The sequence below is a fragment of the Mangrovibacterium diazotrophicum genome (assembly GCF_003610535.1).
GTDB classification, from domain to species: Bacteria; Bacteroidota; Bacteroidia; order Bacteroidales; family Prolixibacteraceae; genus Mangrovibacterium; species Mangrovibacterium diazotrophicum.
Genome location: NZ_RAPN01000001.1, coordinates 1751932 through 1771134 on the forward strand (window position 1 = coordinate 1751932; position 19203 = coordinate 1771134).

The 19203-nt window shown below is 44.4% G+C and carries 14 protein-coding genes and 1 tRNA gene; 11 read left to right on the top strand and 4 right to left on the bottom strand.

The features are described from left to right. Positions 1 to 153 precede the first annotated feature (153 nt). Positions 154 to 2979 carry a helix-turn-helix and ligand-binding sensor domain-containing protein gene (locus tag BC643_RS06625; protein ID WP_120272341.1) on the top strand — a complete coding sequence of 942 codons (2826 nt, stop codon included), beginning with the start codon at positions 154 to 156 and terminating at the stop codon, positions 2977 to 2979. Between the two features lie 61 nt (positions 2980 to 3040). Here the strand turns inward: BC643_RS06625 and BC643_RS06630 are convergent, their stop codons facing one another. Beyond that, positions 3041 to 4402, bottom strand: a complete 1362-nt coding sequence (locus BC643_RS06630; RefSeq protein WP_211338000.1) for a rhamnogalacturonidase — start codon at positions 4400 to 4402, stop codon at positions 3041 to 3043. A 344-nt stretch (positions 4403 to 4746) separates the two neighbouring features. Here BC643_RS06630 and BC643_RS06640 point away from each other — a divergent pair. The 5 genes from BC643_RS06640 (at position 4747) to BC643_RS06660 (ending at position 7779) form a co-directional block, all read left to right on the top strand. Next, positions 4747 to 4819, top strand: a tRNA-Trp gene (locus tag BC643_RS06640). A 164-nt stretch (positions 4820 to 4983) separates the two neighbouring features. Further along, positions 4984 to 5931: a glycoside hydrolase family 43 protein gene (locus BC643_RS06645; RefSeq protein WP_120272343.1), complete on the top strand. Its 948-nt coding sequence runs from the start codon at positions 4984 to 4986 to the stop codon at positions 5929 to 5931. An 87-nt stretch (positions 5932 to 6018) separates the two neighbouring features. Next, a complete protein-coding gene (locus BC643_RS06650; RefSeq protein ID WP_120272344.1) occupies positions 6019 to 6741 on the top strand; it encodes a (Fe-S)-binding protein in 723 nt (240 codons plus the stop codon). 239 nt (positions 6742 to 6980) lie between these two features. Beyond that, positions 6981 to 7184: a hypothetical protein gene (locus BC643_RS06655; RefSeq protein ID WP_120272345.1), complete on the top strand. Its 204-nt coding sequence runs from the start codon at positions 6981 to 6983 to the stop codon at positions 7182 to 7184. A 400-nt stretch (positions 7185 to 7584) separates the two neighbouring features. Further along, on the top strand, positions 7585 to 7779 hold the full coding sequence (locus tag BC643_RS06660; protein WP_120272346.1) for a hypothetical protein: 195 nt from the start codon (positions 7585 to 7587) through the stop codon (positions 7777 to 7779). A 66-nt stretch (positions 7780 to 7845) separates the two neighbouring features. Here BC643_RS06660 and BC643_RS06665 read toward each other — a convergent pair whose 3' ends face one another. The 3 genes from BC643_RS06665 to purB all read right to left on the bottom strand — a co-directional run bounded on the left by BC643_RS06665 (position 7846) and on the right by purB (position 12006). Continuing rightward, positions 7846 to 8673, bottom strand: coding sequence for an alpha/beta hydrolase (locus BC643_RS06665; RefSeq protein WP_245994880.1), 828 nt, complete (start codon positions 8671 to 8673; stop codon positions 7846 to 7848). A gap of 108 nt (positions 8674 to 8781) precedes the next feature. Continuing rightward, the gene (locus BC643_RS06670; protein ID WP_120272347.1) at positions 8782 to 10602 is read right to left on the bottom strand and encodes an ABC transporter ATP-binding protein; all 1821 of its coding nucleotides are present in this window, start codon (positions 10600 to 10602) and stop codon (positions 8782 to 8784) included. 57 nt (positions 10603 to 10659) lie between these two features. Beyond that, the gene (gene purB / locus BC643_RS06675) at positions 10660 to 12006 is read right to left on the bottom strand and encodes an adenylosuccinate lyase (protein WP_120272348.1); all 1347 of its coding nucleotides are present in this window, start codon (positions 12004 to 12006) and stop codon (positions 10660 to 10662) included. A gap of 254 nt (positions 12007 to 12260) precedes the next feature. On the opposite strand from purB, the gene BC643_RS06680 reads away from it, so the two are divergent. The 5 genes from BC643_RS06680 (at position 12261) to BC643_RS06700 (ending at position 19201) form a co-directional block, all read left to right on the top strand. Next, the gene (locus tag BC643_RS06680) at positions 12261 to 12794 is read left to right on the top strand and encodes a lipocalin family protein (RefSeq protein WP_120272349.1); all 534 of its coding nucleotides are present in this window, start codon (positions 12261 to 12263) and stop codon (positions 12792 to 12794) included. Positions 12795 to 12863: 69 nt separating this feature from the next. After that, positions 12864 to 14270 (top strand): NfeD family protein, encoded by a 1407-nt coding sequence (locus BC643_RS06685; RefSeq protein WP_120272350.1) that lies wholly within the window; start codon positions 12864 to 12866, stop codon positions 14268 to 14270. A 196-nt stretch (positions 14271 to 14466) separates the two neighbouring features. After that, positions 14467 to 16815: a TonB-dependent receptor gene (locus BC643_RS06690; RefSeq protein ID WP_147377156.1), complete on the top strand. Its 2349-nt coding sequence runs from the start codon at positions 14467 to 14469 to the stop codon at positions 16813 to 16815. A gap of 82 nt (positions 16816 to 16897) precedes the next feature. Continuing rightward, positions 16898 to 18004, top strand: coding sequence for an alpha/beta hydrolase (locus tag BC643_RS06695; protein WP_120272352.1), 1107 nt, complete (start codon positions 16898 to 16900; stop codon positions 18002 to 18004). A gap of 27 nt (positions 18005 to 18031) precedes the next feature. Next, positions 18032 to 19201 carry a PepSY-associated TM helix domain-containing protein gene (locus BC643_RS06700; protein WP_120272353.1) on the top strand — a complete coding sequence of 390 codons (1170 nt, stop codon included), beginning with the start codon at positions 18032 to 18034 and terminating at the stop codon, positions 19199 to 19201. Positions 19202 to 19203 lie beyond the last annotated feature (2 nt).

A 19203-nucleotide genomic window follows, 5' to 3' on the forward strand; every position in this document is an offset into this window, starting at 1 on the left:
AATATGTAATAAATCAATGATAGGTTATACAACACATTCTGCAGAAGACCCATTTTAAGCTATTTGAATCTATTTTTAATTGTGCAAAAAGCAGTGTTCTGAAACTGAACTTTGGTTGAAAAGGTTTGATTACTCCATCTAAAAACGACTCGAATGCCTCGTAAAATTGTCATACAAGCAACACTTCTGACTTTATTCATTGCCCTTTCCAATCCGGCTTGGGCAATCATCCACGATAAGGCTGTCCAAAATTTCACCAGAATGGACTACCGGGCTGCGAGCCAAAACTGGGCAGTGAGTCGCGGTACCGACGGAATGATGTTTTTTGCCAACCACAATGGTCTGCTCGAATTTGATGGTACGAACTGGCAACTACACCGTCTGCCAAATGAAACAATACTGCGATCAGTCTACGCAGTAACCAACGACTCGATATACACGAGCGGATACCGGGAATTGGGCTACTGGGTTCGGGATAAACTGGGCCGTTTACAATATCACTCGCTGACAGCAAAAGCACAAAATTACATTGAGGACAACGACGAATTCTGGAACATCAGCGTTATTGATCAGAAAGTTTATTTCCATGCATTCACCCGGCTACTGGTCTACCAAAATGATTCAATCAAACGAATCGGATTGGCTGCGTTTACCAACACCATGCAAAACATAAATGGGAATCTCTTTCTTGCTGAACGCGATATGGGAATCTACAAGATCAGCGGAAATACGGTCAGCCCTTTTTTAAAAACCGACTTCTTTACCGGTAAAACAGTGCGATTCATTTTGTCCCTGGATGACAAAACGATCTTGATCGGCACTGCCTCAAACGGAATTTTTGCATTCGATGGTAAAGACCTAAAAGAGTGGCTCCCAACCTGGACAAACTATTTTAAAGAGAAAGAACTGAATCGCGGCTACATTTCACCGGAAGGAGATTTCATTTTTGGTACAATACTCGATGGGATTGTCGTTTTTGATGCCAGTGGAAATTTCAAGAAAAAGTACAATACTGAAAACGGGCTTCAAAACAACACCGTACTGGGAATCTCGACCGACCAGTTCAATAATATCTGGTTGGCACTGGATCGCGGCGTCAGCGTGATTTCATCTTCAGAGATGGCGGGAATTGAAATCGAAAGTATACCGAATGTGGGAGCAGTTTACACCGCCGCGATCTATAACGACCAACTTTACCTCGGGACTAATCAGGGGCTTTTCCACCGGAAACTAAACAGCCCTCAAGCCCCGTTTGAACTGGTTCCCGAAACACAAAGCCAAATCTGGGACATCAAAGTAATTGATAACCAACTGCTGGTTGGGCACAACCAAGGAACCTTCTTGATAACGCCAACTGAGTCGAAATTCATCACCCGGCACTCGGGTGGCTTTTCTATTCGGCAAGACACACAGAATCCCAACCTGCTCATCCAATCAACTTATTCGAACCTGATCGTTTTCGAGAAAAAAGACGGCGAATACCAATACCGGAACTACATTGCCAACTTCAACGACCTGATCCGCTACCTGGAGATTGACCATTACGGCAACATCTGGGCCAGCCACATGCACCGCGGCGTGTATAAAATGCTGCTCGACGATAGCCGCAGGAAAGTGGTGAGCAGGGAATATTTCGGCGAAAATTCGCTGTTTGGAAAAGATCACTCCTTACATGTTTTCAATGTTGAAAACCGAATTGTGTTTACAACCAAAGAAAAACTTTACACCTACGTCGACATCAATGACACGATCATTCCTTACGACTTTCTGAACCAGCACCTTGGGAAATACAAAATAGCACATCGAATTATCCAGGCTCCGAATCATCATTACTGGTTTATCACCAACGACTCGTTTGCTCTGTTTAAAATCCAGAATGACAGCGTTGAACTTATCCGAACATACCCTAACCTCATTTTTGAGTCGAATCCGCCGATTGATGAATACGAGAATATTTACCCAATTACGGATACCAAAGCGATTGTTTGCCTCGAAAACGGAATTGCCTGGCTCGATGCGTCAGTGGTTGACGAGAATCCGACAATCAACTACTATCATCCCAAACTACGAGAGATCCAGTTATCGAACAACAAGGACAAGATGATTTTCACCTTGCCGACCAACAAATTTCTACGTGTAAAAAATCCTTACAATAATCTACGCTTCAAATTCTCTTTTCCACATTACACCAACGAGCCGATTTATTATCAATCCTATTTACAAGGAATTAGCCAGCAGTGGTCTGAGAAAACAACAAACCCGGTTTTTCGCTTCGATCGCCTTCCCCCTGGAATGTACGAGTTGAAAGTAAAAGCGGTTGATATTTGGGGAAGCGAAAGCCAGGAGCAACTGCTATCCATCGAGATTCTTCCTCCTTGGTACAAATCGTTGGTGGCTCGGGTTGTATTCATCCTGTTCACATTATCGCTTTTGATTTTATTCCGTGCATGGGGTGTTCGGAAGATTAAACGCAAGGAGCAGCTGGAGCACGACCGGCGTGAAAAAGAACTGGTAGAGTTGCGAAACGAGAAGCTAAACTCAGAAGTTGCTTACAAGAGTAAAGAACTGGCCAACTCAACGATGGCGATTATTAAAAAGAATGAGTTCCTGATGGATCTTAAAGCCGCTGTGACTGACCAAAAAGAACAACTCGGCTCCAGGTATCCGGACAAATATTACACAAATCTCATCAATAAGATAGATAAGAACATTGACAGCCACGACGACTGGAGTATTTTTGAAACCAACTTTGAGCGGGCCCACGAACAGTTTCTGAAAAAACTGAAAGAGGATTACCCGGACCTGACGAACAAAGATTTACGCCTCTGTGCCTACATTCGTATGAACCTTTCGTCGAAGGAGATTGCTCCCTTGTTGGGAATTTCTGTTCGCGGAGTGGAAAACCACCGCTATCGGCTGCGGAAGAAAATGGGAATGGATCACGACGACAACCTGATCGACTTCATCATGAAATACTAAAAACAAAAGCCGGCTTGGGGACAGCCGGCTTTTAATATATATGGGAAGATAATTTTTGTTCTTATTGCAGGAATGGCTCTCCGTTAACCATCACATTTTTGACAACGAAGTTTTTGATCAACGAAGTGTCTAAGGTCGCGCTGCCTGCTTCAATCGTCATGTCTTCAAACGTAATGTTTTCCAAACGATCGTATTCCGTAAGACCCACTTCGGTAAACTTTTCACATTTCAGATTGAAGTTGCGGAAGGTGATATTCTCAGACGATGAAATCGGCGGAGTCTCGCGGCCTTGCAAATCGAAGAACTGGCGCCACGGACGAATGTAAATACCTGTACGGGCAGTTCCCGAAATTCCATCCAAGGTGATGAACTCGTATTTTTGTGGCGTATCCGGACGCATTTTCAGGAAAATAACGCGGCTCACACCTTCAACGGTACAATTACGCACCAAGACATTTTTCGTGTGTACCGATTCGCTACCACAAGTAAATGTAGAGTGACAGAAACCGTACGTGTTGTTTTCGATCAGAATATTTTCGTTCGGTCCATTGTTCGGATCTTCATCAGCCCAGGGGCCTTTACCGCCTTTCATGGCGATTGCATCATCGTTTACCGACATGTAGCAGCCGCGAACCAAAACATTCGAGCAAACATCCAAATCCAATGCATCCGAGCTTGGTGCAGGAACCGGCTCTTTCGGCGCAAAAATATTCAGGTCCAGCAATTTCGCGTAGTTACATTGGTACAGGTGAGTTGTCCAAAAACCGGAATTGTGCAGTTTTACATCCTGCAGCTGAATACTGTCGCAGCCCCAAATGAAAACCAGGCGTGGACGCGAAACTTCCAGGTTCGTACATTTTGGATTTTCTTTCCGGCGTTGCCAGAAAGCTTCCCAGTATTTTTTGCCGTTTCCGTCAATTGTACCTTCCCCGGTAATTGTGAATCCGGGCACATTATAAGCGTTAACCAATGCGGGGAAATAATCCAGGTTTTGTCCTTCCATGCGCGATGGCATAATCGGATAGTCAGCAATATCATCTGATCCTTTCAACATCCCACCTTTCTCAACGTGCAGGTGTGTGCCGGGTTTAAAAAAGATAGCACCACTGCGGAAAGTTCCCTGCGGAACAGCAATTACGCCACCACCGTTTGCAGATACTGAATCAATCAACTGCTGGATAGCTACAGTATTCATTGTTGAATCATCAGCAACTGCTCCAAAATCGGCAATTGAATACATTTTGCCTAATGTTGAAGGATCAATTTTAGTTGTATCAGAAAACCAAGCGGGAATGGGAGTACCATCGGGAAAGGTGTCTACTTTCGCTGTTTCTTTCTGTTGGCACGAAGCAAACGACAGCGCAAGTGCAATTACAAACAAGCCAAATACCGACTTGTCAGTCATTTTTTTCAAAGCTCTCATGTCTATTATAGTAAAAGTAGTTAATAGTAGTGTCGAAATACGACGAGAGCAAAAATAACAATAGTTCTGAGTATGGGAAAATTTTCGGTCGAATATGACTGGTTATTTCAGTTTTCAGCATTTATTGTCAATCTTACAAAACCTGAAACTGGCCATTTGCTTATTTGCGAAACACGCAAAAGGAAGAAGGAAACAAGCATTGAACAGTCATTCAAAAAAATTCTAAAAAATGACAATCTGGTTATCAAAAGCTTAGTAAAACAACGGAAAGAAAAGCGCTCCAATTTCAAATTATTTCTAGGTTGTTTAGAACTTATTATTATATTTGCACTCGCAATTGAGAAACGGGTGTAGCTCAGTTGGTAGAGCACTGGTCTCCAAAACCAGGTGTCGGGCGTTCGAGTCGCTCCTCCCGTGCAAAAGCTGTCCAAAAGGACAGCTTTTTTTGTTTACAAACATCCTCTCCTCCGGCCTCCTATTACACAGCATTTTTTGATTCACCGTCAACTTCATTTCACCAAAATTTCGTATACTTGCATAAAAGTACAAAATACTTTTATAACAAACCTTAAACTGAAATCATGAACAAAAGAACGCTGACATCCGCCTTGTTTTTGCTTGTACTGTTCTCGTTAAAGCTACAGGCACAAAACCCGGTGATTACCGAAAAATACACCGCCGATCCTGCCGCACTGGTCTATAATGATACGGTGTACCTCTACGCAGGGCACGACGAATGCCCGCTTGACCACAACTTTTATGTAATGCACGAATGGCTGGTTTATTCATCGACCGATATGGTGAACTGGACGGAGCACCCAACCCCGTTAAAGGTAACCGATTTTGCGTGGGCCAGGGACGATGCCTGGGCGGCTCAAGTCATTGAACGCAACGGCAAATTTTACTGGTACATTACAACAACACACGCAACCATCCCCGGCAAAGCGATTGGCGTAGCGGTTTCCGACAGTCCGGTTGGCCCTTTCAAAGACGCGCTTGGAAAGGCACTCATTACAAACGACATGACAACAGATACGCCGATTGACTGGGACGACATTGACCCCACTGTTTGGATTGACGGTAACGGACAAGCCTATTTATATTGGGGAAATACCAAATGCTACTGGGCCAAACTGAAAGAAAACATGATTGAACTGGACGGCCCGATTCACACGGTCGATCTGCCCAATTACACCGAAGCACCATGGATTCACAAACACGGTGACAATTATTACTTGTCGTACGCCTACCAGTTTCCCGAAAAAACGGCCTATGCGATGAGTAAAAGCATTGAAGGCCCATGGGAGTTTAAAGGTATACTGAATGAGCTGGCCGGCAACAGCAATACCAACCACCAGGCCATCATCGATTACAAGGGAAAAACATATTTTATTTACCACAACGGTGGTATCCAGCCCCATGGACACAGTTTCAGACGGTCAGTCTGTATCGACGAACTTTACTACAATCCGGACGGGACAATCAAACGCATAATCATGACCAGCGAAGGGGTTCAGCCAGCCGAATAAGAAATCGTTATTAAATATCAAAAAGTGATCACCTGATCACTTTTTTTCTTTCTATTTACCTTTATCTTTACGAAAATTTTAGTAAACATGACTGTTGATTTATTCGTCCCCTGCTTTATTGATCAATTCTATCCGCAGACTGCTTTCAATGTAATTAAAGTTTTAGAAAAGGCCGGTGTACAAGCCGCCTACAATCCTGAGCAAACATGCTGCGGTCAGCCATCATACAACAGCGGCTACTGGGACGAGACCAAAACACTGGCTAAAAAATTCATCAAAGATTTCGAAGGAACAAAAACAATTGTCAGCCCTTCTGCATCGTGTACCGGTTTTATTAAAAACTATTACGGACACCTTTTCACAGAGGGCGATGAAAACTTCGGGCCGCAAAACCAATTGAAAGCCCGCCTCTTCGAATTCACTGATTTTCTGGTCAATCAACTGAATTTTACTGATTTTGGTGCAATCTTTCCTCATAAAGTTTGTTACCACGATGCCTGCACTGCCCTGCGAGAATACGGCATTAAAAAAGAGCCTCGCCTATTGCTGTCGAAAGTTGCGGGACTGGAATTAGTTGAAATGGAAGATACCGAAACTTGCTGCGGATTCGGCGGAACGTTTTCGGCCAAATTTCACTCCATCTCAAGTGCGATGACAGAGCAAAAAGTTGAAAAAGCTTTGGCCACCGGCGCTGAATACATTATTTCAACCGAATCGTCCTGCCTGATGAACATTGAGGCATATATCCTGAAAAATAAGTTGCCGATCAAACCGATCCATATTGCCGACATTTTAGCTAGCGGTTGGTAGGAAATCGTCTTAATTAATTGGTTTCCGCTCCTATTCTACTTAGGGTGCTTGCTTTGTCGTGGCTATTTAACAAACAAATACCCCATGAAATTCGTATACGCCATCACTAGCAGGCTTAGTTCGTTTCGATTCAACAATTGCCCGCTAGCGTAATGCTGCGACCATTTCTCTTTACTGCAAAGATCGAATCTCATACAGAATATTGAATCAACTAACCTTTAATTGCAAAACTCACCAACATGAACACAATCGCAAGACTAAAAAGCAATCCTGTTCCTCTGAAGGTGCATCGTTTACACTATTTGCGCATCGGAACCAAAATCAATTATACGCCTTGCAGAGATGATAACGGAATTCACTGCACTGGAGACAAATTCGATTATATTGTTCCCTGGCAAATTGAAGATAAAAAGAAGGCCAAATACATGGCTGAATTTATCTGATCCGATCGTATACCGCAGGAACTTTAAACGCACTGTTGAGCTAGATGTGAAAATCCAATTAACAGTGCTTTTTTTATGGTGTTCCGCCTCGATACTGGGGGCGCATTCGTCTTTCTAAAACAGTAAATCAGGTTCTTATTTCCCCATTCATCAAGCATAAAAAGAAGCTCATTTTGCAAGGGGCAGGAAGCCTAATTTATTTTCAAATTGATTAATATTCAGAGAAATTAACAAATGTTTAAAATTATTTTTTATATCTTAGAAACAGTTTAAAAGTATTGGCCCCTGAGTGGTTTTTAATTTTCGTTTTTCCTGAATGAATTAGAAAAACCCATATTCTCTCTTATCACTTTTCCAACAAATTGACGAAATGAAGAGTTAACCAACAAACAGTAAGAGAATGAAGACTAAAATGCAAACCAAAAAGAAATCATGGATCGACCAATTTCATCATGTACGCTATTTCAGTGCCAATGAAAATAAGCTCAATCAGCTAATGGCCAACCACAATGGAATCCACTGCGAGGGAGATAAATTTGAATACATTGTAGATTGGCAGGTAGGCGAGAAAAAGCCCAAAGATACTTTACATTAAATAATGCACCAGCATTTATGCAAAAAGAGCAGCTTCGTTAATCGTAGCTGCTCTTTTGCTTATCGGTTATCTCAAACCTAATTCGTTCAATATGCGCAAGGTTAACGGGTAGGCTGGCAAAGGCATGCTTCCATGGTCGAAGCCATCCATTTCATACAGGTAAGTATGTTTGTTACCAGCTACTTTCATCATCCGCCACATGTAGGCGTTCTCTTCATAACGACCCAACATTTCAAGATCCCGATCACCGGTGATCAAATACAACGGAGGTGTATCCGCACGAACAAAATAAAGTGGTGCATATTCATCCACGATTGGCTGGGTACCGGGAATTCCGCGCTCGGCCCGAACGGTAAAATGAGTGATCGTATGTCCGCTGAAGGGAACCAATGCCGCAATTGAGTCTGCATCTACCCCGAAAGCTTCTAGGTAATGTTTATCCAGTCCAATCATGCTTGCCAAATAGCCACCTGCGGAATGTCCCGAAACAACTATTTTTTCGGCCGATCCGTTGTACTCGTCAATATGATGAAAAACCCAAGCCACAGCTGCAGCGGCATCTTCTATATATTCCGGGCATTTCACCTTCTGGCTTAGACGATAGTTAACCGCGACAACGGCGATTCCTTTATTTTTCCATTCGTCTGGTATAAATTTTTCGCCACCGGTAATACCGCCACCATGAAACCACACAATTGTTGTGTAATCGGTTTTATTTGCCGGATAGTAAATATCCAAACGACATCGTTCCTTCATGTAATCCGTGAGCTCGCTTCCTTCCCGGTAAAGAATGTCTGACTTAGTTTGATAATCTGCCGCATCTTGAGCATATGCAGAAAAGCTTGTTGTTACAACAAGAAAAAAAAGCGCAAGGAGTGATTGCTTCATCTTCATTTTAAGGGATAATTGGTTAGGAGGATGAAGATACGCAATCGCGATTGAATGGCACATAAAAAAGGCGCCTGTTTTGCAGACGCCCTCATATAGTGTTGTAATGTTTGCTTAGAAACTTTGCATCCGGTGCAATCGGAAATATTGGCCCTCAGTGGCCAGCAACTCGTCGTGGGTCCCCATTTCAACGATCTTGCCTTCGTGCATCACACAAATAACATCGGCGTTTTTAATCGTTGACAAACGGTGTGCAATAACCAGTGACGTACGATTTTTCATCAGGTTTTCCAAAGCTTCCTGAACCAAACGTTCCGACTCGGTATCCAAAGCAGAAGTTGCTTCGTCCAAAATCAAAATTGATGGGTTTTTCAGGATCGCTCGGGCAATGCTCAAGCGCTGACGCTGTCCACCGGAAAGTTTACTCCCGCGGTCACCAATCATGGTATTGTAACCGTCTTCGGTTTCTGAGATGAAATCATGCGCATTGGCAACTTTCGCTGCCGCAATCACATCATCCATGGTCGCATTCTCAACACCAAAAGCAATATTATTGAAAATGGTATCATTGAAAAGAATCGCTTCCTGGTTTACATTCCCCATCAGCTCACGCAAATCGTGAATCTTCAGGTCGCGAATATCTGTTCCGTCAATGGTAATCGATCCTTGATCCACGTCGTAGAAACGAGGCAGCAAATCCACAAAAGTGGTTTTACCACTCCCCGACTGCCCAACCAATGCCACTGTTTTTCCTTTTGGGATCACCAGCGAAACATCTTTCAGTACTGCTTTACCTTCGTAAGCAAAAGTGACGTTTTTATATTCGATCTGGTTCTTAAATGCCTGAACCGTTTTCGCATTCTCTTTATCGTTAATCGTTATTGGTGCTTTCAGGATCATGTCAATCCGATCCATTGCAGCAAGCCCCTTCTGGATACTGTACAACGCATTTGAAAAGGCTTTTGCCGGGTTGATGATCTGGTAGAAAATACCGATGTAAGCAATGAAAGTCGGTCCTGTCAACGAACTTTTATTTCCTAAAATCAGCGTTCCTCCAAACCAGACAACAACAACGATCACAATTGTACCCAGGAACTCACTCATCGGGTGCGCCAACTCGCGCCGACTCATCAGTCGGTTCATTGTGCCTTTGTAGCCGTCCAGTTCCTTTTGGAACACTTCGTCCATCTTTTTCTCGGCATTGAAAGCCTTGATGATTCGCAGGCCGCCCAGCGTTTCCTCTATAACTGTCAGAATAACGCCCATCTTATCTTGTCCTTCACGCGAAACCTTTTTCAACGACTTACCAACTCGGCCGATGATGTAGCCGGCAACCGGCAGCACCAGGAAAATGAACAGAGTAAGTGTAGGACTCATGACTAGCATGGAAATCAAAAAGACGATAATCAGGACAGGGTTTTTCAGGAACATGTCCAGCGACGACATGATGGAGGTTTCCACCTCGGCCACGTCGCCGGTTGCCCGTGCGATGATGTCACCTTTACGCTCGTCGGAGAAAAAACGCATGGAAAGCCGCAATACCTTCGAGTAAAGCTGGCTGCGAATATCGCGTACAACTCCGTTCCGGATGTGCACCGCTTCGTAGGCTGCCATATAGGCAAAACCAACTTTCAGCAAAGTCATCAGAATGATAAAGATGCCAACAAAAAGCAGAGTATATCCACCGCCATATTCGTTTTTCACAAAGGTGACGTAATAATAGAGGTTGTTCTTGATGGTACCGAGATCAAACGTCCATTGCTGCAATGCCATGACATCCCGCGATTGCCCGAAAATGATTTCCAGAATCGGGATCATCAGTGCCATTGAAAAAACAGCGAAAATGGCAGATAATAAGTTGAATAAAAAGTTCAACAACATCCTGCTTTTGTAGGGTGGTATAAACCGCCGCAGGATATTTATAAAATCCTTCATTACAGATTTTTAATATTTAAAAGAGACATCCAGTTCTCTTCTTTTCCAATCCCCGAATTAAAAAATACCTGTGTAATTCTGAGGAGTAATTGTTTTCAATTCAGCCTTCAGTTCATCGCTTACATTCAGCGTATCGATAAACTCGTGAACAACCTGCTGATTGATCTTCTTGTTCACACGAGTCAGGTCACGCAATGCCTCGTAAGGATTTGGGTAGCCCTCGCGACGCAAAAGCGTTTGAATAGCTTCGGCAACTACCGGCCAGTTGTTTTCCAAATCAGCATCAATCGCATCTTTGTTCAGCAACAATTTATCCAAACCGCGCATGGTCGAATTGACCGCGATCAACGTGTGAGCCAAAGGCATCCCAATTGTTCTCAAAACAGTTGAATCGGTCAGGTCGCGCTGTAGACGAGAAACTGGTAATTTTGCCGACAAGTGCTCGAAAATCGCATTCGCCATGCCCAGGTTACCTTCTGAATTTTCGAAGTCAATCGGGTTCACTTTATGTGGCATCGCCGACGAACCAACTTCGCCTGCTTTAATTTTTTGCTTGAAGTATTCCATGGAAATGTAGGTCCACATGTCGCGATCCAAATCCAGGATAATTGTATTCACGCGTTTCAGTGCGTCGAAAATCGCTGCGTGGTTGTCGTAATTGGCAATTTGAGTGGTGTATTGCGCACGTTCCAACCCCAGGTAATTTTTCAGGAAATGGTTTCCGAAAGCTTTCCAGCTAATTTCAGGATACGCAATATTGTGAGCATTGAAGTTACCCGTTGCACCACCGAATTTAGCATCGCAGTTGATGTTGCGCAGTTGCTCCAATTGTTTTTTGATGCGTTCAGAGAAGACCCGGATTTCTTTACCCAAGTTGGTTGGTGAAGCTGGCTGACCGTGCGTTTTGGCCAACATTGAAATGCTCTTCCATTCCTCTGCCAACTCATCCAGTTTATCTACCAAATCGTTAACTGCCGGGAAATATTCGAAATCCAATGCATCGTGAATTGACTTTGGAACAGCTGTATTATTAATGTCCTGCGAAGTCAATCCGAAATGGATAAATTCTTTGAATGCCTGAATTCCCAGTTTATCAAATTCCTCCTTCAGGAAATACTCCACAGCTTTCACGTCGTGGTTCGTCACTTTCTCAATATCCTTAATGCGTTGCGCATCCTCCACCGAAAACTGTTCAACCAATTTTCTCAGGCTCGGGAACAAGCTTTTATCAAACGCTGCCAACTGAGGCAGAGGCAATTCGCACAAGGCGATAAAATATTCAACTTCAACAAAAACGCGGTACTTGATTAACGCGTATTCAGAGAAGTAATTTTCGAGACTGCTGACTTTTGAACGGTAACGACCGTCTATAGGGGTAATTGCTGTTAATAAATTCAGTTCCATGTTTTTAATTTTTCGAGTCGCAAAGTTAGCAAATATTTAGTTTTAACCTTGCTCAAATATAAACCGCTCAACTTCCTCCGAATCCCGCAATATCTCGATTGAAAATTGAAGGCCTTTTCTGCAAAAACCATCCGAAGATTACCTAAATCTAATTTATCAAAAAAAGTAGTTATTTTCAGAAGAAAACATTCCTACCCTTTGGTTAACATTTTGTATATTGGGTTGATACTGGGATAAACAAAAAGCACCAATCTATGACCCGACTTCCAATAATAACAGTCCTACTGTTTTTGATTCTGACTTCGTGCGCTAAAAAAAGCGATATTGATACGACGACCGTGAAAAGCCTCGACCTAAACCGATACATGGGAACCTGGTACGAGATTGCCCGCTTTCCGCATTCATTCGAAAATGATTTGGTTGGAGTAACGGCAAACTACAGGCTTCGTGATGACGGTAAAATCAGAGTTCTGAATTCGGGTTGGAAAGGAACGTTGGAGGGCGAGTACGACGCGGCCGACGGGGTTGCCAAAATTCCGGATCCATCAGATCCTGCGAAATTGAAGGTTTCTTTCTTCTTGTTCTTCTATGCCGACTACTACATTCTGGATCTCGACACCATCAATTACCAGTATGCGCTCATCGGAAGTTCCGATCCTAACTATTTATGGATATTGGGGCGTCAGCCTCAAATGGATCCCAAACTCTATCAAAAGCTTGTCAACGAAGCTGCCCGACGCGGATACGATACGTCAAAATTATATAAAGTACCCCAACCTGAATTATAATGTCGACTTTCCTTCGTAATGCGCTTATTATGTATTATTTTTGAGAAAACCCACTAACAATGAAACGCGATGAAACTGGTACTGGCTGTCATAATACTGTCCTTCGGCTTCCTCCTAAACTATACACAAATAAGCGCGCAGGACTCTTCTAAAAAACTGGTTTACAAGTTAAACATCAAGGATAACATCATGCCCAAAACCTGGCGGGATACGCAACATGCGTTTGCCGAAGCCGACAGTCTCGGTGCCGACCTTATCCTGATCCACATGAATACCTACGGCGGAACCGTGCTCGATGCCGACTCCATCCGCACTAAAATATTGAACAGCCCGATTCCCGTCTATGTATTTATTGATAACAACGCAGCCAGTGCAGGTGCATTAATCTCAATTGCCTGCGATAGTATTTACATGCGAAAAGGCGCGAGCATAGGAGCCGCAACTGTTGTCAACCAAACGGGAGAGAAAATGCCGGACAAGTACCAGTCGTACATGCGTTCGATTATGCGATCAACAGCAGAGTCGCATGGAGGAGATACCATCATTGCCGGGCAGGATACAACCTTTCATTGGTTTCGCGATCCTAAAATTGCCGAAGCAATGGTTGACGAAAGCGTATATATCCCTGGGGTTATCGACTCGACAAAAGTGCTGACCCTCACCCCGACCGAAGCCATGAAATACGGTTTTTGTGAGGGAATTGCAGAAAACGTTCCGCAGGTTTTGGAAAAAATCGGAGTTGAAGACTACGACATTGTTGAATACACACCCTCATTCATTGAAAAGATTATCGGCTTCCTAGTAAATCCAATTGTATCGGGAATTTTGATCATGGCTATATTGGGTGGAATTTATTTTGAATTGCAAACGCCGGGTGTTGGGTTTCCCCTCGTCGTTGCCATCATCGCAGCATTCGCCTACTTTGCCCCGCTCTACCTTGAAGGTTTGGCTGCCAATTGGGAGATACTGCTCTTCATAGTCGGTCTTATCTTAATAGCTATCGAAATATTTGTCTTGCCGGGTTTCGGTATTGCCGGAGCTGTTGGTACTCTATTTGCGTTTACCGGACTGGTCTTAAGCTTGATTGAAAATGTTGTGTTTGATTTCGACGGCGTTCACCCGGACAAAATAATGACTGCACTTGCCACCGTTCTGATTGCACTTGCCGGCGGGTTTATTTTAAGCCTCATGCTGAGTAAGCGCATATTCTCGGCTGAAAGAGGCATCTTCCAAAACCTTTCGCTACACGAAATCCAGGATAAAGAAAAAGGCTTTGTTGGCGTCGATTCAACAATCAAAACCCTCAAAGGGAAAACCGGGCTTGCTTACACCGTTCTGCGCCCATCCGGGAAAGTACAAATTGAAGGGAAAATCTACGATGCAGTTGCCAATTTAGGCATGATCGATCGCGGAGAAACCATCATCGTCGTTCGGGATGAAGCGGCACAATTGTATGTTGAAAAAGCGGAAGGTTAAACTTTCGGACTTGTGTTAAAATCACAATTAGTATGTATTTGTTTTGACTTTTCGTCTCATTTTGAAGATTTGGTTTGAGTAAAATCCCCACTTCTTGGGATTTCAAAGGTCTGTTGATCTTTTCAATTTTACATTGTTGAAATTTGGTATATCAGGACCACTGCTCAACAGCAAAATAACAAATCTTCAAAAATCCATGAAAAGAATAACATGCCAGGCAGCAGTTCAACTTCTGCTCGCTTTAATTTTACATCTCAATCTTTCCGCTCAGAAAACCGGAACAATCCAAGGTAAAGTCGTCACTTCCGACGAGCAAAAAGCAGCCTTTGTGAATGTTTTCATTCCCGGAACGACCTACGGAACAACAACCAACAACGACGGTATCTTCACATTGCGTGGAGTTCCTGCCGGACAACAAGAGATCTCCTTCTCGCTAATCGGCCTCGAAACCAAGACGGTGAAACTGGACGTGAACGAAAATCAGCTAACCGATGCCGGCACCATCGTGCTGACTGAAAAATTAAGTGTGCTGGAAGAAGCAGTGGTTGTTGCCAACCGACTCAACCAGTTTGCTGCCAAAAGCACCGAATATGTAGCCGGAATTCCATTGAAAAATATCGACAATCCACAGTCCTATTCTTCAATCACCGGTGCGTTGATGGAAGAACAAATGGTGACCGACCTCACCGACGCCATGAAAAGCATCACCGGTGGTGGTGGCTACGTGAAGTCGAATGAAGGCAACATCAGTGTTTACCTGCGTGGTTTCCGTTCCGATGCCTACGTAAAAGACGGAATGCTTTCTTTCGTTCGCGTACCTGTTGATCCGCAAAATGTGGAGCGCATGGAAATCATCAAAGGCCCTTCGGCTGTGATGTACGGATCAGCCAACAACAATGTATCATCATACGGTGGTGTATTGAACCGCGTGAGCAAGAAGCCGATGGAGCATAAAAGCATGGAACTCTCGTACAGCACCGGCAGCTGGGAATTAAACCGACTGACTGCCGACATCAATTCACCGCTGGATAGCGCGGGAAAAGCGCTGTTCCGCGTTAATGGCGCCTACCACTCTGAAAACAGTTTCAAAGACGCTGGCATGCAGCGCGACTACCTTTTTGCACCTTCTTTGACCTACCAATTTAACGACAAACTAAAGATCAGCTTATTAACCGAGTTCTTCCATACCAAACGTACCTTGACTTTTGCAAACGGCGTTGCCAACACTGTTACAGCTAAAACCTGGAACGACCTGGCGTGGGATTACGACAAGTCATACTGGTCGAATGCCATGGCCGGAGAAATGAGCTCGAAAACAGTAACTGGTTTTGTTGAGTACCAGATTTCACCGCGAATCAAATCGACAACAGGTTTGTCGACTGCTGAAATTGATGTTGAAGCGAATTTCCTTCGCCTCTACTTCACCAGCGACACAACTGTTCAGCCTTGGGTTCTACAGTACATGCCTCGCACCGCGGGATCAATCCACGCAAAACAAGAATTCAGCGGCGACTTCGACCTCGGAAAATTAAACAACAAGTTTCTGGCAGGTGCCAGCTACGTTCGTGTTTACGATCGCTATCAACGAAATACCGGGACATGGATTCGTTACGATGTGGTTGACATGACCACCGGCACAAGTCCTACTTACTCGCCGGATGCACATCAACAACTGGCGGACGCAGCCGGAATTACTGCGACACGTACCTCTTACGATACTTATTCAGCCTACCTGTCGGATGCCATCAGCTTTAACGATTACGTGACCTTCCTCGGCGGTATTCGCTATGATCGCAATAGTTTAGACAATACTTTCACCAACGGCGTTGAAGGTACAAACGGCTACGACCTGAATGCCTTCTCGTACAAAGCAGGTTTGGTGATTTCGCCGGTAAAAGACCAGGTTTCTGTTTTTGGGAATTACATGAATGGCTACAATCTGGTTTCGCCGGGAGCAGATAACACCGGCGAACAAATCGACTGGGATCCTGAATATGCCAAACAATGGGAAGTGGGAACGAAAATCGACCTATTCGAAAAAAAGTTGATGAGTACCATCAGCTACTACCACATCAACATCGAAAACCAGGTGATCACCTCAAACGGAGAACAATTCCAAAACGGAACCAACACAACCAGCAAAGGGGTTGAAGTGGAATTGATTGCCAACCCAATTCCCGGATTAAACTTTGTGAGCGGATACACGCATAACAAAGCTTATTACGACGAAACGCCGGAATACCGCATGACTTACTCTCCGGAAAACCTGTTCAATTTCTGGGGAAGCTACCGGGTGATGAAAGGTGACTTGAAGGGATTAGGCTGTGGTCTTGGTTTGAACTACGCCAGCGAAACCTTCGTGAACACGACCAACACCTTCGGTTCTGAAGCCTACACCGTTGCCGATGCAACCGTATTTTACGATCTGCCGAAGATCCGCTTCAGCCTGAAAGTTGACAACCTGAGCGACAAACAATATTACAATCCATACGGGCAAGCACAAAAGCCCCGCAACTTTAAAATTGGTATTACCTACCAGTTATAGTTAGTTAAGTTGATTTGAAAACAGGACGATCAGGGCAGCGCTTTCGCTGCTCTTTTCTTCCTTTTACCAGCAAGAAGAACGCATGAAACAGAGAACAGCCTTTTCGCGGTATAAATACCGTATCATCCATACTTTTCTTCTACTTTTTATTTGGAGCAGTCAGCAGACTGCTTTTGCTGTTTCCGAAGGTATCCACAAAACCGTCTTTAGCCCCGAAATCAACGACTCCATCCGAATCGACATTCAACTGCCAGACAGCTACGAGCGTTTCCCTGACCAAAATTACCCGGTAATGTATCTGCTCGACGGAGACTTCTACTTCGATTATGCGGCTGCCACCAGCCAGATGCTCTCGCGAGGCATTCAACCATTTACACCACAATTTATTTTGGTAGGTATCAGCACAAACGATCGTTTCCGCGATTTTACCCCAACCAATGCAAAACTGAATAACGATGACACTCCAGTTCCTCCCAATTACCATGTGAGCGGTGGTGCCGATCGCTTTACGCAGTTTTTGACAACGACATTAAAACCTCAAATCGAAGCGAACTACCGAACCAATGGATTCAACATGCTGTTTGGCCACTCCTTCGGTGGTTTGTATGCCATGGACTTGTTGCTTCATCAAAAGGCGGAATTCAACGCCTGGCTGATTGCCGATCCTAGCCTTTGGTGGGACAAGGAACATTTATTCCGGGATCGGGAGGATTTGCTCAAACGCACCTTCAAACCAACAACTGTGTACATCGGGTACACCAATTCCATCAGCATTCCGCCAGGTATCGACACGACTTTAATGGCCGATTGCAACCGCACGATGACGGAGCAACTTCAAGCAACAATGAAAAACTTTCATCTGCAAACCCGGTTTTACCCGGAATGCAGTCATGGCTCGGTGGTGATCCCCACTTTTTACGACGGCCTTTGCTTCTTTTTTGAAGGTTATTCCATCAACCCCAAACTAGAAGGCTTTAACCTGGCCATGCTACTCAAAACCTACCAAACCATTAGCGAACGAATCCATTTCAAACTTGTTCCGCAACAAGATCAACTGGAGACTTTGGTTCGTTTTTTTATGCGCACACCTCAAACCCGAGCTCAGGCAAAAGAGTTCCTGAACTTTTGGCAAGAGCAATACCCGCAAAGTAACGCCTGGGTGAAATACAGTCAGAAGCTTTCCAATTAATTCAACAATACAGAAAACAGAAGCCACATGTTCAAAAATCTAATTTATCAAATCCACCTGTACCTGGGAATCGCCAGCTCTATCATCATGATCGTTTTGTGTCTGACGGGAACCATTCTTGTTTTCGAAGAAGAGTTTATCGATGCGTTCGATCAATCCTACCGCGTTTCGCAAAACGAAGGGAGCAACAGGTTGACGCTGGATGAAAAGATTGCCAAAGTAGAAGCGTCGACCGGGAAGACGGTGAGCGGCATGATGATTTACCCCGAACCAGAAAAGAACCACACTTTTGTGTTGTCTGCATCGGGCACCGGAACCCCCGAAGGCGGACACGCCCGCCCGCAGCAGGTGTGGATTGATTCGTACACCGGCGATTTGGTTGCCAAACCGGAAACCGGAACGGCAGACGGCTTCTTCCACTGGGTGATGCAACTGCACCGCTGGCTTTTGCTCGACAAAAAAGTGGGCCGTCCAATAACAGGTGCAGCCACGGTCATCTTCCTGATATTGTCGATAACCGGGCTTATTTTATACGCTCCGGCCAAACTTTCAAGATGGTTGAAACGAGGCAGCTGGTTCCCAATAATTGGGTTAAAAAAGGCGGGGAATACCAACCTGATTCTCCATAAAAACTACGGTTGGTATGCGCTTTTGCCACTTTTACTGATGGGCTTTTCTGCTTTAATCTGGTCGTACCCGGGCTACTATTCCGCCCTGGAGAAATTGCTCGGCGACCAATTGGGGAAACAACGATTCGACAAAACCATCCCATTGAATTATCAAGCCGATAGCCTGGCTCAGCGCTTGTCCATCGAAGAATTGATTGCCGACGCAGATGAAGCACTCCCCTATCAAACAAAGATTTATCGAATCGACCTCCCCAAAACGAAGGATGAGAGCATCATGATCCGGAAAAAAAGTGCAGCGTTCGTGGCCTACGATGCCGCCGACAAAATCCAGATCGATCCCTACAATGGAGAAATACTTTCAGTTGATGAGTTTAAAAACTGGAGTTTCCGACAGAAAGTGGCGGCATTGATCCGGACAATTCACATCGGATCTTTCATCGGCCTCACGTCGAAAATCATTTATTTCCTCGCCGCATTGATCGCCACATCCCTTCCCGTTACCGGCCTACTGCTGTGGTTTAAGAAACTTCGTTCTAAAAAGAAACGCAGACAAGTGCAACTCGTTTAAAC